The 15621-nt window shown below is 63.8% G+C and carries 12 protein-coding genes; 8 read left to right on the forward strand and 4 right to left on the reverse strand.

Annotated features, from left to right (window positions below):
• The first annotated feature begins 117 nt into the window (after positions 1–117).
• Both LOY45_RS01065 and LOY45_RS01070 read left to right on the forward strand, forming a co-directional pair.
• Positions 118–1245: a TIGR03364 family FAD-dependent oxidoreductase gene (locus LOY45_RS01065; RefSeq protein ID WP_258578638.1), complete on the forward strand. Its 1128-nt coding sequence runs from the start codon at positions 118–120 to the stop codon at positions 1243–1245.
• Positions 1246–1247: 2 nt separating this feature from the next.
• On the forward strand, positions 1248–1835 hold the full coding sequence (locus tag LOY45_RS01070) for a phosphonate degradation HD-domain oxygenase (RefSeq protein WP_258578639.1): 588 nt from the start codon (positions 1248–1250) through the stop codon (positions 1833–1835).
• Positions 1836–1839: 4 nt separating this feature from the next.
• On the opposite strand, the gene LOY45_RS01075 is transcribed toward LOY45_RS01070, so the two are convergent.
• Positions 1840–3204: a GTPase/DUF3482 domain-containing protein gene (locus LOY45_RS01075; RefSeq protein ID WP_115089432.1), complete on the reverse strand. Its 1365-nt coding sequence runs from the start codon at positions 3202–3204 to the stop codon at positions 1840–1842.
• Positions 3197–4588: a DUF2868 domain-containing protein gene (locus LOY45_RS01080; protein WP_115089431.1), complete on the reverse strand. Its 1392-nt coding sequence runs from the start codon at positions 4586–4588 to the stop codon at positions 3197–3199. The genes LOY45_RS01075 and LOY45_RS01080 overlap by 8 nt, the downstream gene beginning before the upstream one ends.
• 63 nt (positions 4589–4651) lie before the next feature.
• On the opposite strand from LOY45_RS01080, the gene LOY45_RS01085 reads away from it, so the two are divergent.
• Positions 4652–5170 carry a dihydrofolate reductase gene (locus LOY45_RS01085; RefSeq protein ID WP_115089430.1) on the forward strand — a complete coding sequence of 173 codons (519 nt, stop codon included), beginning with the start codon at positions 4652–4654 and terminating at the stop codon, positions 5168–5170.
• 92 nt (positions 5171–5262) lie between these two features.
• Here the strand turns inward: LOY45_RS01085 and LOY45_RS01090 are convergent, their stop codons facing one another.
• Positions 5263–6654 carry an L-cystine transporter gene (locus LOY45_RS01090; protein WP_115089429.1) on the reverse strand — a complete coding sequence of 464 codons (1392 nt, stop codon included), beginning with the start codon at positions 6652–6654 and terminating at the stop codon, positions 5263–5265.
• Positions 6655–6894: 240 nt separating this feature from the next.
• Between LOY45_RS01090 and LOY45_RS01095 the strand changes: the two genes are divergently transcribed.
• The 4 genes from LOY45_RS01095 (at position 6895) to LOY45_RS01110 (ending at position 12074) form a co-directional block, all read left to right on the forward strand.
• Positions 6895–7950 (forward strand): HAD family hydrolase, encoded by a 1056-nt coding sequence (locus LOY45_RS01095; RefSeq protein ID WP_115089428.1) that lies wholly within the window; start codon positions 6895–6897, stop codon positions 7948–7950.
• 80 nt (positions 7951–8030) lie between these two features.
• On the forward strand, positions 8031–8564 hold the full coding sequence (locus tag LOY45_RS01100; protein ID WP_258578640.1) for an RNA polymerase sigma factor: 534 nt from the start codon (positions 8031–8033) through the stop codon (positions 8562–8564).
• 29 nt (positions 8565–8593) lie between these two features.
• A complete protein-coding gene (locus tag LOY45_RS01105; protein ID WP_134061191.1) occupies positions 8594–9538 on the forward strand; it encodes a FecR family protein in 945 nt (314 codons plus the stop codon).
• Between the two features lie 130 nt (positions 9539–9668).
• Positions 9669–12074 (forward strand): TonB-dependent siderophore receptor, encoded by a 2406-nt coding sequence (locus LOY45_RS01110; RefSeq protein ID WP_115089425.1) that lies wholly within the window; start codon positions 9669–9671, stop codon positions 12072–12074.
• A 71-nt stretch (positions 12075–12145) separates the two neighbouring features.
• Here LOY45_RS01110 and ilvD read toward each other — a convergent pair whose 3' ends face one another.
• Positions 12146–13987 carry a dihydroxy-acid dehydratase gene (gene ilvD / locus LOY45_RS01115; RefSeq protein ID WP_093377274.1) on the reverse strand — a complete coding sequence of 614 codons (1842 nt, stop codon included), beginning with the start codon at positions 13985–13987 and terminating at the stop codon, positions 12146–12148.
• Positions 13988–14488: 501 nt separating this feature from the next.
• Between ilvD and mgtE the strand changes: the two genes are divergently transcribed.
• Positions 14489–15541, forward strand: a complete 1053-nt coding sequence (gene mgtE, locus LOY45_RS01120; RefSeq protein WP_115089423.1) for a magnesium transporter — start codon at positions 14489–14491, stop codon at positions 15539–15541.
• Positions 15542–15621 lie beyond the last annotated feature (80 nt).

The following is a 15621-nucleotide window of genomic DNA, read 5'->3' on the forward strand; positions in this document are numbered from 1 at the left end:
CCGGGTTGGCTTCATCGCCGGCAAGGCCGGCTCCCACAGGTCCTCTGTGCTGCAGATATCTCTGTGGGAGCTGGCCTTGCCAGCGATGGGGCCACTGAATTTTCCAAGGAACCTCAGATGACCGATCTACTCATCGTCGGCGCCGGCATCCTCGGCCTGTCCCACGCCTACGCCGCCGCCCGGCGCGGGCTCAAGGTGCGGGTCTTCGAGCGCAGCGCCACGCCCCTGGGCGCCTCGGTGCGCAACTTTGGCCAGGCCCTGGTCACCGGCCAGCCGCCCGGCCAGATGCTCGAGCTGGCCAAGGCCAGCAGCGGCATCTGGAAGCACTGGGCGCATCAGGCCGGCTTCGAGCTCAAGGCCAATGGCTCGCTGCTGTTTGCCCGTACCGCGCTGGAACTGGAACTGCTCGAAGCCTTCTGCGCCGAGCGTGCGCCACAACATGACTACCAGGTGCAACTGCTCAGCGGCGCCGCCCTGAACGACCTGTACGGCGGCCAGTTTCGCCACCACCGCGCCGCTTTGCGCGGGCTGCAAGACCAGCAGCTGTATTCACGCGAAGCCTTGCCGAGCCTGATCCGCTTCCTGCAGCAGGAGCTGGATGTACAGTTTCATTTCTCTACCCTGGTGCGCGGTATCGAACCGGGGCGGGTGTCGACCACGGCGGGGGATTTCAACGCCAAACAGGTTGTGGTCTGCTCCGGCCACGACTACCAGACCTTGCTCGCCGAACCCATCGCCGCCCTGCAACCGCAGGTCTGTCGCCTGCAGATGCTGCGCACCCGGCCGCGTTTCAAACTCGACCTGCAGCACGCATTGCTGACTGGCCTGAGCTGCGTGCACTACGGCGCCTTCGCCGACCTGCCGCAGGCCCAGACGCTGAAAGCGCAACTGCAGGCCAACAGCCCGCACCTGCTGGAGCACGGCATCCACCTGCTGATCAGCCCGACGCCCCATGGCGAGCTGATCATTGGCGACTCCCATGCCTATGGCAGCGATGCTTCACCGTTCAACGCCGAGCAGGTCGACAACTGGATGATCGAGCTGGCCGAGCAGACGCTCGGCGGGCGCATTGAGGTGGTCGAACGCTGGCAGGGCGTCTATGGTTCTGGCGGGCCGGGGCCGTTTTCCTTGCTGCAGGTCGTGCCGGGTGTCAGCGCCGCGCTGATGCACAGCGGCGTCGGCATGAGCGTCGGCCCGGCCCTGGCCGAGCAACATATCGCCCGTTTGCTGGAGGAGAGCGACTGACCATGCCTAGCGCCGAACAGATAGTCAGCGAAGTCTTCGCCTTGTATCAGCAGCATGGCCATGAGGACTATATCGGCGAGCCGGTTTCGCAACTGGAGCACATGTCCCAGGCGGCGCAACTGGCATTGGCCGAGGGCTATGACGATGAAGTGGTGCTGGCGGCGTTCTTCCATGACATCGGCCATATCTGTGGCGGCGCCGAAGGCGACATGGGCGGTTACGGCGCGGTCAGCCACGAGCGGGTAGGCGCCAACTACCTGCGCCGCTGCGGCTTCAGCGAGCGTTTGGTCAGGCTGGTGGAGTACCACGTCGAGGCCAAGCGCTACCTGACCTTGCGCCAGCCGGGCTATTACCAGCGCTTGAGTGAGGCCAGCCGGCGCACCCTGGAGTATCAGGGTGGAGTGATGACCGAGGCCGAGGCCGATGCTTTCGAGCAGGATCCACTGTGTGCGGTGAGCTTGCGCATGCGTCAGTGGGACGAACTGGCCAAGGAGATGGATGTGCCGGTGATTGATCTGCAGCTGCTCAAGGGCAAGGCGTTGGAGCTACTGATCGCGGGGCAAGCCCGCTCCCGCATTGCCCCGCGATAGCGCCCTAAAGCTCTAGCAGCAGAGCATCGATCTGCTCCTGACGCTCCGCCTGATTGACCCTCGCCCCCGGATTGAGCGACGACCACTGCGGATGCGCCCGCGCCTTGCTCAGCGCTTCCGGCAATTTGCCTTCGCGCCAGGTCTGCTCCTGTGGTGTTGCCAGCTTGATCCGCTCCATCGCCGCATGGCCACGGGCGTCCAGGGCATGAATCAACTGGTGCTGACGCAGCGCCAACAAGCGCAACACGCTGTCATCCACCGTCAGTTCACGCTGGCCCTTGAGCTTGCCGAGCAGGCGCGAGCCATAGCTGCGGGCAGTCTGCAGGGCGCCACCGGCAATCGCCCCGGCCAGCGCCGCAGCACCGAGGGTCAGGCCGCCGACCAGCAAATCGACCCCGGCCCCGGCCGCCGCACCGGCCGCCACGCCGCTGCCAAGGCGCACACCGAGCAGCTTGAGGGTTTCCGGGTTGAACAGGTCATCGCCCCAGCGCCCGTCGAGCAAGGGCAGGTCGCTGCTGGCAGCGTCTTCCTTGCGAAAGGCATAGAGCTTGAGCAGTGCTTCGACGCAGCGTTGCTCGCGCTGGCGCACATCGCGGCGCAGGGTTTCGATGGCCACGGCTTCGGCGCCAGGTTCGGCGACCACGCTGCGCCGGCAGGCGGCGCAGTCGAGCAGCAGATCGGCGACCAGGCGCTTGGCGCTTTCACGTCGGGCCTGGCGCTGGGCCTGCTGATCGTCGATCAGGCGTTGCAGTGCGCTGCGGGAGTGCTCCAGCATCAAGGCCAGGCTTTCGTATAGGCGGCGCTCGCCGTCTTCCGGCGGGGCGACGCTGTCGAAGCGCACCAGCGCATGCAGACCCAGACGCGCCAGGGCTTCGCGCCAATCAGCTTCACGATGGTCGCTGCTGGCGACGAAATTGAGCACCGGCAACAGCGGCTTGCCGCACCCGGCCAGCACTTCCAGCTCGTCGCGGTATTTGGCCAGCACCGGCTCGCGGGCATCAATCACATACAGACCGGCATCGCTGGCCAGCAACTGGCGCAGCACCTTGGCCTCTTGTTCAAAACGCTGGCGTGCTTCGCTGCCCTGCAGAAAGCGCTCCAGCCGCGCCGGGCCGTCGAGGCGCTCGCCCGGACGCTCCAGGCGTTCAAGGTAATCGAGCAGGGCGATGGCATCTTCCAGCCCCGGCGTATCGTAGAGCTCCAGCAGCGGCTCGCCGTCTACCGACAGGCGTGCGCCTTCGACATGACGGGTGGTGCTCGGGCGATGGGAGACTTCGCCGAAGCCGACATCGCGGGTCAGCGTACGCAACAGCGAGGTCTTGCCGACGTTGGTGTGGCCGACCACGGCCAGTTTCAGCGGCTTAGTCATGGCCATGCTCCAGCCAGTTCAGCGGGGCGGTGTCGGCATAGTTCAAGCCGAGTTGCTCCAGGGCCTGGTGCCAGTCGCCCAGGCGGTCAGCGTCCAGCGCCTGGCCGGGCATCGCCTGCAGCAGCCAGATGCGCGTGGCCCCGGCATTACGCGCCAGCTCGGCGAGCAGCGCCAGGCTGCCGCGGTCGGGCGAGCGGCGCGGGTCGCAGGCAATCGCCAGGCGCGCCGGAGGAAAGCGGCTGAGCTGTTCGAGCAGCTTGTTGCGCGACTCGCGGCTGTCGAGGATGCCGGCGTTGCTTACCGCTGCTGGCAGGGCGGGTGGCCATGGGCGTTTGTCGTCCAGTTCCAGGCCGACCAGCAGGGCGCCATTGCTGTGTTCTTCGCCGACGCCACGGACAATCTGCGGCAGGGCATCAGGCGCGGCATCGTTGACGCCCAGGCGTTCGCTGCTGGGCATCAGGGCATCACGCAATTGACTGTAGCCGGGCAGGTTGAGGTCCAGTTGCAAGCGCGCCCGGCCACTGCGCCAGCGCCACAGGCACAAGGCGGCAAGCAGCAGGCGCGGGACGATGCCATACACCAGCAGTACCCCGAGCAACCAGCCGGCCCAGGCCTGGCGGGCCAGTTCCAGTGCCGGTTGAGTGTCGCCGCTGGCGCGGATCATGGCCACGTCCGGCACACTGAAGCCGAGCAACGCCGGCAGGGCACCCAGGGCCTGGGTCAAGGCCACGAAGGTGTCGGCGCCAAGAATGGTGGTTTCCCAGACAAAGCCATAACGCCGGGTCGCCAGCAGGACCAACAGCATCACCAGCGCCGTGCCCAGGGCCACCAGCCACAGGCTGTGCACCAGCAGGCCGAGCAGCCAGCGGTTGAGTTTTTGCCGTTGCAGCATCACCAGCAGAGCGGGAGCCAGGTGCGCGGCCTGGGCATCGCGGGCGAATTTCTCGCTGAGCCACAGCCACAGACGGCCAAGGCTGGCACCCTGTTCGCCGGCCAGAAAAAACCCCAGCAGCCAGCTCAGCAACAGCAGCAAGTTGAGCCCGAGCAGGCTGCCCAGGGCCCAGAACACGTTTACCGGGCGCTGGCTGTCGCCCAGGGCCGCCAGGGCCAGGCCGGCGCCGCTGAGCACGGCCAGTACCACCAGGGCCGCCAGTGCCAGGCGTGCGCCTTGTTTCCAGTGCTGCAGGGCGCTGCGCATGCCGTCGCGTTCGGCCAGCCACAGGGCGCGGCTTTCGATGCGCGCCGGCAGATCGCCGCCCGATTGGCGGGCGCGGCGGTTGGCTTCCTGGTCTTCCAAGGGGCCTGCATGTTCTTCGCGCAGGCGCACGGCTTCGGTGAGCCAGCGTTTGTCCAGGTCAGTCAGTGCAGTCACGCGGTCTTCCATTGATCAAGTCAGCCCAAAGCATAACTCAGGCATCGAAGATCGGGCTTTGCTATCCTCGCCGGCATGAAAACATCACTCCCCCTCAGCCTGATCGCGGCCCTCGCCGAGAACCGCGTGATCGGCATCGACAACAGCATGCCCTGGCACCTGCCGGGGGATTTCAAGTATTTCAAGGCCACCACCCTGGGCAAGCCGATCATCATGGGCCGCAAGACCTGGGATTCGCTTGGCCGCCCGCTGCCGGGGCGCTTGAACCTGGTGGTCAGCCGCCAGTCGGGCCTGCAGCTCGAAGGCGCCGAGGTGTTCGCCTCGCTCGATGAAGCCATGGTGCGTGCCGAGCAATGGGCGCTGGAGCAGGGCGTCGATGAGCTGATGCTGATCGGCGGCGCGCAGTTGTACACCCAGGCAATCGAGCGTGGCCTGGCGGATCGGCTGTACCTGACGCGGGTAGAGCTGAGCCCGGAAGGGGATGCGTGGTTTCCGCAGTTTGATCAGGCGCAGTGGACGTTGGCGTCGAGCCAGCCGAATGCGGCTGACGGCGACAAGCCGGCGTATCACTTCGAGGTCTGGGAAAAGGCCTGAAAAGCAACGCCGGCTCCCACAGTGTCTGGCATATGCACTAACTGTGGGAGCCGGCGTTGCCGGCGATGAGGCCCTTCAGGGCGACGCAGGACTCAGGAGTGCGTCAGCTGCGCATGCTCCTGCGCATCCAGCAGCGACTTGTCGGTCTGCTTGAGCATCTGGCTGGTAATCGCCCCGGCAGTCATCGAACCGTTCACGTTCAACGCCGTACGGCCCATGTCGATCAATGGCTCGACCGAGATCAGCAAGGCCACCAGCTCGACCGGCAAGCCCATGGCTGGCAACACGATCAGTGCCGCGAAGGTCGCACCACCACCCACGCCCGCGACACCCGCCGAACTCAAGGTGACGATCGCCACCAGGGTGGCAATCCACAGCGGGTCAAATGGATCGATGCCCACCGCTGGCGCCACCATCACTGCCAACATCGCCGGGTACAAACCGGCGCAGCCGTTCTGGCCGATGGTCGCTCCGAACGATGCCGCGAAGCTTGCGATCGACTGCGGAATACCCAGGCGCAGGGTTTGCGCCTCGATGCTCAGCGGGATGCTCGCGGCGCTGGAGCGGCTGGTGAAGGCGAAGGTCAGCACCGGCCAGACCTTGCGGAAGAAGCGCAGCGGGTTCACGCCGCTCAGTGCCAGCAGCACGCCGTGCACCACGAACATCAGGCCCAGGCCGATGTACGAGACCACCACGAAGCTGCCGAGCTTGAGGATGTCGTCCAGGTTCGAGCTGGCCACCACCTTGGTCATCAACGCCAGCACGCCGTACGGGGTGAGCTTCATCACCAGGCGCACCAGGCGCATCACCCAGGCTTGCAGGGTGTCGATGGCGGCCAGGGCGCGGTTGCCCTTTTCGGCGTCATCCTTGAGCAGTTGCAGGGCGGCCATGCCGAGGAACACGGCAAAGATCACCACGCTGATGATCGAGGTCGGCTTGGCCCGGGCCAGGTCGCCTACCGGGTTGCTGGGGATGAACGACAGCAGCAGCTGCGGGATGTTCAGGTCGGTGACCTTGCCCACGTAATCGCTCTGGATCGCCGCCATGCGTGCGGTTTCGGCGGTGCCGGCCACCAGGCCTTCGGCGGTCAGGCCGAACAGGTTGGTCAGTACGATGCCGATCAGCGCGGCGATGGCCGTGGTGAACAGCAGGGTGCCGATGGTCAGGAAGCTGATCTTGCCCAGCGACGAAGCGTTGTGCAGGCGTGCCACGGCGCTGAGGATCGAGGCGAAGATCAGCGGCATGACGATCATCTGCAGCAACTGCACATAACCGTTGCCGACCAGGTCGAGCCAGCTGATGGTGGCCTTGAGGATCGGGTTGCCGGCGCCATAAATGGCATGCAGGGCAGCGCCGAACAACACGCCGAGGACCAGGCCGACCAGGACCTTCTTGGCCAGGCTCCAGTTGCCATGACGGGTTTGCGCCAGGCCTAGCAGCAAGGCCAGGAACGCCAGCAGATTGAGAGACAACGGCAGATTCATTGAAGCTCCAGGAAAAAAGGCGGGGCATCGCCTCTGTGTGCGATTGCGAACAGAAATGCTAACAGCATGAAAACGAACGAATTTATATCGAAATGGAATTTCGATAGTCGTTTTTGGAATAACGACGCGTCGCAAACAGAATGCTTGTGGCCGCTCAGGGGCGTGCCGGTGTCGCTGTCGGGTCGGTGTGCATTACAGGCTTTGCTAGCGTGGGCGGGCCACTTTTCTGGAGAAATGCACATGACGTCTGCTCCGAAAATCCTCGCCGCCGGCCTGGCCCTGTTGCTGGCCGGGCACAGCTGGGCCACTGAACTCAAGCACTGGCCGGCCGAGGCTGCCAAACAACTGGACACAATGATTGCCGCCAATGCCAACCAGGGTAACTACGCGGTTTTCGACATGGACAACACCAGCTACCGCTTCGACCTCGAGGAATCGCTGCTGCCGTTCATGGAGAACAAGGGCCTGCTCAGCCGCGACAAGCTCGATCCGTCGCTCAAGCTCATCCCCTTCAAAGACACCGCCGAGCACAAGGAGAGCCTGTTCAGTTACTACTACCGGCTCTGCGAAATCGACGACATGGTCTGTTACCCCTGGGTCGCCCAGGTGTTTGCTGGCTTCACCCTCAAGGAGCTCAAGGGCTATGTCGACGAGCTGATGGCCTCGGGCAAGCCGGTGCCGAGCACTTACTACGAGGGTGATCAGGTCAAGCGCATCGACGTGCAGCCGCCGAAAGTGTTCGCAGGCCAAGCCGAGCTGTTCAACAAGCTGATGGCGAACGGCATCGAGGTCTACGTGATCAGCGCCGCCTCCGAAGAGCTGGTGCGCATGGTCGCCGCCGATCCCAAGTACGGCTACAACGTCAAACCGCAGAACGTGATCGGCGTCAGCCTGCTGCTCAAGGACCGCAGCAGCGGCGCCCTGACCACCGCGCGCAAGCAGATCAGTGCCGGCAGCTACGACCCGCAAGCCAACATGGGCCTGGAACTGACCCCGTACCTGTGGACCCCGGCGACCTGGATGGCCGGTAAGCAAGCCGCGATCCTCACCTATATCGATGAATGGAAAAAGCCTGTGCTGGTCGGTGGCGATACCCCAACCAGTGATGGCTACATGCAGTTCCATAGCGTCGACGTGGCCAAGGGCGGCATCCACCTGTGGATAAATCGCAAGGCCAAGTACATGGACCAGATCAACGGCATGATCGCCAAGCATGCAGCGGCGCAGGCCAAAGAGGGGTTGCCGGTGACGGCCGATAAGAACTGGGTGATCGTTACGCCGGAGCAGATTCAGTAAGCAAAATAGATATCAATTGCGAATTCATCTCATCTTCTGCTAGCGTGCGCTCACCTTGAGGTCCACCGCCAGGAAGTACCGTGTCTTCGTGGAATACGCAGATTGCCCGCTTGTTCGCCGAGCACAAGAAAGCGCTGGAAGCCTTTGTTGCGCGCCGCACGGGCAATTCGCAGGTGGCAGCCGACCTGACGCAGGAATCGTTCCTGCGCCTGGCGCGGCTGCCTGCCGACAAGAAGATCGACAACCTGCCGGCCTTTCTCTTCACCATTGCCAGCAACCTGGTACGTGACCACCAGCGTCAGTCCATTCGCCGCGAGCGCCTGGACGGCGGTGAACCCAGCGAGGAGCTGGCCTGCGAAACGCCCGGGGCCGACGAGCAATTGTCTGCGCTGCAGGAGCAAGCGCTGATGCACGAGGCCATCCAGGCCCTGCCCGAGGCGACCCGGCATATCTTCCTGCTTTATCATGTCGACGAATGTTCCTACCGGGAAATTGGCCAGCGGCTGCAGATTTCCCCGCGTAGTGTCGAATACCAATTGCGCCGTGCGCTGATCGACTGCCGGGCCTTTATCAAGGCGCGCTTGCTCAGCGGCACGCCGAGGTCGTGCCCATGAGCCGGCCAATTGCAGCGACGGATACCCCGATGACCGACCCACACGCCACGGATGCCGACGACCTGTTCGCCGAAGCCAGTGGCTGGTACTACCGCCTGCAGGCCGAGGACGTCACGCTCGCTGAGCGCGAGGCCTTCACCGCCTGGCTGGCCCGGGGCCCGGCACAGGTCCAGGCCTGGGACGAAGTGCTTGGCCTGCTGGGTGCGTTACGTGAGCCGGCGCGGCAGATACGCGACGCCCAGCGTGCGCGCTGGCGCCGGCCGCGGTTGCAGGCCTGGGCCAGTGCTGCAGCAGTGTTGTTGATGGTCGGTTTGCTGGCGTACAGCCCCTGGCCGGACCGCTGGCGCGCCGACTTTGCCACCAGCACCGGAGAGTCGCGCAACATTGCCCTGGCGGACGGTTCGCAACTTCAGCTCAACACTGACACGGCGCTGCAGGTCGAGTTGGCTGATGGCGAGCGGCGGGTGCGGCTGTTGCGTGGCGAGGCCTGGTTCGATGTCAGTCATGACCCGGCGCGTCCGTTCGTGATTCGCTCGGGCGATGGCTGGGTCAAGGTCGTAGGCACGCGCTTCAGCGTGGCCCGGCAGGGTGACCAGACGCGCGTGCGGGTAGCTCAGGGCAAGGTCCAGGTCAGCGCCGACAATCACCGGACAGTGCTGCTCGAACCCGGTCGCGCAGTTGAGTATCGCGGCGCTCAACTGAGCTCCGAGCATGCTTTCGATGTGGCCGCCGAGTTCGCCTGGCGCCAACGCCAGCTGGTATTCCGCGAGCAGCCGCTGGTCGAAGTGGTCGATGCCCTCAACCGTTACTGGCCGGGGCAGACCCTGGTGCTGGGCGAGAGCCTGCGCCAGCGCAAGGTCTCGGGGGTGTTCGAGATCGACAAGCCCGAGGCCGTGCTCAAGGCCTTGACCCACACCCTGGGCCTGCGCGCCGAGCACTACACCTCGTACCTGCGCGTATTGCGTGAGGGCTGAAAAAATTCTTACGAAAGTTTCAGGGTTTCCCCAGTAGCTGACGTCCTTGATCTCGTAGGCGCAAATAATAAGCACTCTCAGACAGTGCGGCGCCACTTAACGACTTCGACGATTCTGGGGAGCATCACTGATGGAACACACCACCGCCACCCGGCGCCTGCCCGGCGTGCCGACCCTGCTGAGCCTGGCCATTGCCCTGGGCTGCGGCACACTGGCACTGCCGACCCTGGCTGCGCCTGCCGCGCAAGCGCAGGTCTATCGCTTTGAGATCCCGGCGCAATCGCTGGATGCGGCGCTGGCAGCCTTCAGTGCGGTAACCCGGGTGCAGGTGCTGGTCGGTGCCGAGGTCACTCAAGGCTTGCGCTCCCCGGGCTTGAGCGGCAGTTATCCACAGGACCAGGCACTGGCCCGGCTGCTGGCCGGCACTGGCCTGAGCGCAACCTACATCGATCGCGACAGCGTAACCCTGGAAAGACGCCAGGGCGATGACGCCGCGTTGCAGTTGGGCGCGACCATGGTCGGCGGCAAGGTGCTGGGCGCCACTACCGAAGGCAGCCAGTCCTACACCACAGGTGCGCTGACCATCGGCAAGGGGGAGCAAAAGCTCAAGGACATTCCGCAGTCGGTATCGGTCGTCACCCGTCAGCGCATGGACGACCAGAACATGAACAGCCTGCAGGACGCCATGCGCCAGGTCACCGGGGCGACGATCAAGAGCTACAACTCCGGCTCCAGCCTTAATGACGTGTATATGCGCGGTTTTCTGGTCGATCAGGTGCAGGTCGATGGCGTCTCGCAAATGACCGGCCAGGGCGACCTGATGACCAGCTTCGACCTGGCGATGTTCGACCGCGTCGAAGTGTTGCGCGGGCCTTCCGGCCTGTATCAGGGCGCCGGCGAGCCTGGTGGTACCATCAACCTGGTGCGCAAGCGCGCCCTCGGGCAGTTCGCCCTGAGTGGCGAGCTGTCGGCAGGCTCTTACGATCGCTACCACTCGACCGTGGACATCACCGGCCCGCTCAACAGCGACGGCAGCCTGCGCGGGCGCTTCGTTACCGCTTATGAGGACAATAAGTCCTTCGTCGATTACGCCCAGAACGAGCGGCCAATGGTTTATGGCCGGTTGGAATACGACGTGACCCCGGACACTACGCTGTCGCTGGGCGGCGCCTATCAGAAAAACCACTCCACCCCGGCGTTCGGCCTGCCGGCTTACGCCAACGGCAAGCTGCTGGACGTCAAGCGCTCGACCTTCGTCGATGCCAAGTGGAACGAACTGGACGAGCACGTCTGGGAGAGCTTCTTCGAAGTCGATCACGCGCTGGAGAACGGCGGCCAGTTCAAGACCTCGTTGACCTACCGCGATGCCGAAACCCCGACCCGCAACTTCACCTGGAGCGACGGCGCGGTAGACCCGGCCACCGGCGCCAGCTCGGCCGTGGCCTACTCCTACTACACCCACATCAAGACCCTGGGCCTGGACAGCTTCGTGACCGTTCCGGTGGAAGCGTTCGGCCGTACCCACGAGCTGACCGTGGGCGCCGAGTACCAGCACCTGGACAAGGATTTCACCTACGGCGGCGGTGAATACTTCGACACCAACGTGTTCGACCCGGGCAGCATCAATATCCCCAAGCAGAAGTACGAAATGGACAACGGCAACTGGTCGAAATCGCACCAGTACGGCCTCTACGCCCGCACCAAGATCAGCGCCACCGACTGGCTGGACGTGATCCTCGGCAGCCGGGTGACCTGGTTCGAAAGCGATGCGCACAACGCCAACGCCTTCTTCAACAACTTCAACAGCACCGAGACCAGCATCAACCGCAAGGTCATCCCCTACGGGGCGCTGGTGGCCAAGCTGACGCCGGAGCTGTCGGCCTATGCCAGCTACACCAGTGTGTTCAAGCCGCAGACCGATGTGAATGCCGGTGGCCAGACCATCGCCCCACGCAAAGGCAAACAGTACGAAATCGGCCTCAAGCGTGAGTTTTACGATGGCCGTTTGAATGGCAGCGTGGCGCTGTTTCGCATCTACGACGAGAACCGCGCCGAGCTGGTGGCCAACAACCAGTACTACGAGCCGCAAGGCAAGATTCGCAGCCAGGGTTGGGAAACCGAGCTGAGCGGCAACCTCACCGACAACTGGAGCATCAGCACCGGCTACGCCTTCACCATGCTCAAGTCGCTGAGTGGCGAAGACACCAACCAGGGCACCACCATCACCCCCAAGCACAACTTCAACCTGTGGACGCGCTACGAATTTGCCGATGGCCCGCTGAAGGACTTCAGCGTCGGTGGCGGGGTGCGGGCAGTGAGTGCCACCTACTACAAACGTGACGTGGACTTCGTCCAGGGCGGCTACAGCATCGCCACGGCCCAGGTGGGGTACAAGTTCAACCAGAACCTGTCGGCGACGCTGACGGCCAACAACCTGTTTGATCGTACTTACTATGAGCGGGTGGACAGTTCGTGGGGGTCGAACTTCTATGGCGAGCCGCGCAACCTGACCTTTAGCGTGCGGGCCAAGTACTGAGTCGAGGCCATCGCGGGGCAAGCCCGCTCCTACACCCGTAGGAGCGGGCTTGCCCCGCGATGCTTTTCTGCTTACAGCCCGTCGAGCAGCGCCTTGTTGCGGACCGCGCCCTTGTCGGCGCTGGTCGCCAGCAGGGCATAAGCCTTCAGCGCAGTGGTCACTTTGCGTGGCCGCGCTTCGACCGGTTTCCAGCCTTTCTTGTCCTGTTCCACTCGGCGCGCGGCCAGCTCTTCATCGCTGACCAGCAGGTTGATCGAGCGGTTGGGGATGTCGATCAACACCTTGTCGCCGTCCTGCACCAGGCCAATCGCGCCGCCGGCTGCGGCTTCTGGCGAAGCGTGGCCAATCGACAGACCCGAAGTACCGCCAGAGAAACGGCCGTCGGTGAGCAGTGCACAGGCTTTGCCCAGGCCTTTGGACTTGAGGTACGAAGTCGGGTAGAGCATCTCTTGCATGCCCGGGCCGCCCTTCGGGCCTTCGTAGCGGATGATGACGATGTCGCCTGCCTTCACTTCGTCAGCAAGGATGCCGCGTACGGCGCTGTCCTGGCTTTCGAAGATCTTCGCGTTGCCTTCGAAGACGTGGATCGACTCGTCGACGCCGGCGGTTTTCACCACGCAACCGTCCAGGGCGATGTTGCCGTACAGCACGGCCAGGCCGCCTTCTTGCGAATAGGCGTGCTCGACGCTGCGGATGCAGCCGTTTTCGCGGTCGTCATCCAGGCTCGGCCAACGGGTCGACTGGCTGAACGCGGTCTGGGTCGGGATACCGGCCGGGCCCGCCTTGAAGAAATGGTGAACCGCTTCGTCGCTGGTCTGGGTGATGTCCCACTTGGCGATGGCTTCTTCCATGCTCGGGCTGTGCACGGTCGGCAGGTCGGTGTGCAGCAGACCGCCACGGGCCAGCGACCCAAGGATGCTGAAGATGCCACCGGCGCGGTGGACGTCTTCCATGTGGTACTTCTGGATGTTCGGCGCCACCTTGCACAGTTGCGGCACTTTGCGCGACAGGCGATCGATGTCACGCAGATCGAAAGCGATCTCGGCTTCCTGGGCGGCGGCCAGCAGGTGCAGGATGGTGTTGGTCGAACCACCCATGGCGATGTCCAGCATCATGGCGTTCTCGAACGCCTTGAAGTTGGCGATGTTACGCGGCAGCACGCTCTGGTCGTTGTCGCCGTAGTAGCGCTTGCACAGCTCGACGATGGTACGGCCAGCCTGCAGGAACAGCTGTTCGCGATCGCTGTGGGTGGCCAGGGTCGAACCGTTGCCCGGCAGGGCCAGGCCCAGGGCTTCGGTCAGGCAGTTCATCGAGTTGGCGGTGAACATGCCGGAACACGAACCGCAGGTCGGGCAGGCGCTGCGCTCGTACTCGGCGACTTTTTCGTCGCTGGCGGTGGAGTCGGCGGCAATGACCATGGCGTCGACCAGGTCCAGGCCGTGGCTGGCCAGTTTGGTCTTGCCGGCTTCCATCGGCCCGCCGGAGACAAAGATCACCGGGATGTTCAGGCGCAGCGCGGCCATCAGCATGCCGGGGGTGATCTTGTCGCAGTTGGAGATGCAGACGATGGCGTCGGCGCAGTGGGCGTTGACCATGTACTCGACCGAGTCGGCAATGATCTCGCGGCTAGGCAGCGAATAGAGCATGCCGTCATGGCCCATGGCGATGCCGTCGTCGACCGCGATGGTGTTGAATTCCTTGGCCACGCCACCGGCGCGTTCGATCTCGCGGGCGACCAGCTGGCCCAGGTCCTTCAGGTGCACGTGGCCCGGGACGAACTGGGTGAACGAGTTGGCGATGGCGATGATCGGTTTCTTGAAGTCTTCGTCCTTCATCCCGGTGGCACGCCAGAGGGCGCGGGCGCCGGCCATATTGCGGCCGTGGGTGGACGTTTTCGAGCGGTAATCAGGCATGAAGCACTCCTGGCGGCTAATCAGGTAACAAAAAGGGGAGTGAGCTTCTCTTGTCCTTTGCACCGAAGGCAGGTGGCCGCTGGTACGGATGAAGCCGAGATCGCCGCGGGATCGCCGTGCGCTCGGCCAGAGCTCATAAACCCGCCGGGGATGACTGGCGATGAATAGTCCGATTCTACACCGCTGCGGCTTTGAGGGAATGGCGCAATAGATGGTTGGTGATGCTGGGATCACGCTTTGAGCAGCTTCACGCTATCCCACCCATTCGTAGGACCCTTCTGAAACGCACTTTTACGGCTATTGCAGCCTGAATGAGCTGGCTATTATCCGCGCGCCGCATGTGCGGCTCACGAGACGACACCCTTAATGGACCTTCCCAGTTTCGGTTCAACGCGAACTTACAATCTGGCACTGAGCGCATCGGCGCTGGGGCTGCTACTGGGCTGAGCCTGATGCAAGGGCAAGGCTCCCGGGCTCCCGCGAAGGTGCCTGGAGAAAGATATGCACTGCATTGACGATGTAAACACGCTGTCGCAACCGCGCCAGCAGGCTCAGGCGCGTCGGGACGGCTTGCTGCAGCCCGGTTTCTACCCTGAGGGCAGCGCCGGGGCGCTGATGAGCAGCGAATACTCCTGCATTGTCAGCGGGCTCACGGCGACCCAGGCCATCGACATGTTGCGCCGCGAAGCGGCCGATGCCGAAACCATCTACCAGTCCTACGTCCTCGACGAACAGGGCAACCTGCTCGGCACGCTCTCGTTGCGCGAGTTGATCCTGGCTGCCCCTGACCGCCCGATCGAACGGCTGATGGTTCAACCGGTGCTGAGCGTGAACACCGATACTCCGCAGGAGCAGGTGGCCCGGCTGATCCGCGAGTACGACCTGCTGGCCCTGCCGGTGCTCGACCCACGCGGGCATCTTGTGGGTATCGTGACCTGTGACGCGGCTCTGGATGTAATGGTGGACGAAGCCACCGAAGACTTTCATAAAGGTGCCTCGATAGGCACTCATATCGGTAACCTGAAATCGGCAACTGTCGGCTTGCTCTACCGCAAGCGAGTGTTCTGGCTGGTACTGCTGGTGTTTGGCAATCTGTTCTCCGGGGCGGGAATCGCAGCCTTTGAGGACACCATTGCCGCGCACATTGCCCTGGTGTTTTTTTTGCCGTTGCTGGTCGACAGCGGGGGTAACGCCGGAGCTCAGTCGGCGACCCTGATGGTCCGGGCTCTGGCCACCGGCGAAGTGGTGATGCGCGACTGGTTAAGCCTGCTTGGCCGAGAGTGCGGGGTAGCTTTGGCCTTGGGAGCAACCATGGCGGCGGCGGTGGCCACGCTCGGTGTACTGCGAGGTGGCCCGGATATCGCATTGATCGTGGCAAGCAGCATGCTGATTATCGTCTTGCTGGGCAGCTTGATTGGCATGAGCCTGCCGTTCCTCCTCAGTCAGCTGAAGCTGGATCCTGCGACCGCCAGCGGTCCGTTGGTAACCTCAATCGCTGATGCTGCCGGTGTGCTGGTTTACTTCGGCATTGCTTCGCAGGTACTCGATATCTGATCTAGCACCCTACCGGCAAGCCAGCCCGGCCGTTACTGCAAAAATTGTCCGCAAGCCACACGATCAGGTGCTGGCTTTCG

The sequence above is a fragment of the Pseudomonas wadenswilerensis genome (genome assembly GCF_024749185.1).
In the GTDB taxonomy this organism is placed as follows: domain Bacteria; phylum Pseudomonadota; class Gammaproteobacteria; order Pseudomonadales; family Pseudomonadaceae; genus Aquipseudomonas; species Aquipseudomonas wadenswilerensis.

What these genes read in the sequence shown, in the direction of transcription:
- LOY45_RS01065 (WP_258578638.1), top strand. Translation starts at nt 118, where the DNA reads ATGACCGATCTACTCATCGTCGGCGCCGGCATCCTCGGCCTGTCCCAC.
- LOY45_RS01070 (WP_258578639.1), top strand. Translation starts at nt 1,248, where the DNA reads ATGCCTAGCGCCGAACAGATAGTCAGCGAAGTCTTCGCCTTGTATCAG.
- LOY45_RS01075 (WP_115089432.1), bottom strand. Translation starts at nt 3,204, where the DNA reads ATGACTAAGCCGCTGAAACTGGCCGTGGTCGGCCACACCAACGTCGGC.
- LOY45_RS01080 (WP_115089431.1), bottom strand. Translation starts at nt 4,588, where the DNA reads ATGGAAGACCGCGTGACTGCACTGACTGACCTGGACAAACGCTGGCTC.
- LOY45_RS01085 (WP_115089430.1), top strand. Translation starts at nt 4,652, where the DNA reads ATGAAAACATCACTCCCCCTCAGCCTGATCGCGGCCCTCGCCGAGAAC.
- LOY45_RS01090 (WP_115089429.1), bottom strand. Translation starts at nt 6,654, where the DNA reads ATGAATCTGCCGTTGTCTCTCAATCTGCTGGCGTTCCTGGCCTTGCTG.
- LOY45_RS01095 (WP_115089428.1), top strand. Translation starts at nt 6,895, where the DNA reads ATGACGTCTGCTCCGAAAATCCTCGCCGCCGGCCTGGCCCTGTTGCTG.
- LOY45_RS01105 (WP_134061191.1), top strand. Translation starts at nt 8,594, where the DNA reads ATGACCGACCCACACGCCACGGATGCCGACGACCTGTTCGCCGAAGCC.
- LOY45_RS01110 (WP_115089425.1), top strand. Translation starts at nt 9,669, where the DNA reads ATGGAACACACCACCGCCACCCGGCGCCTGCCCGGCGTGCCGACCCTG.
- ilvD (WP_093377274.1), bottom strand. Translation starts at nt 13,987, where the DNA reads ATGCCTGATTACCGCTCGAAAACGTCCACCCACGGCCGCAATATGGCC.
- mgtE (WP_115089423.1), top strand. Translation starts at nt 14,489, where the DNA reads ATGCACTGCATTGACGATGTAAACACGCTGTCGCAACCGCGCCAGCAG.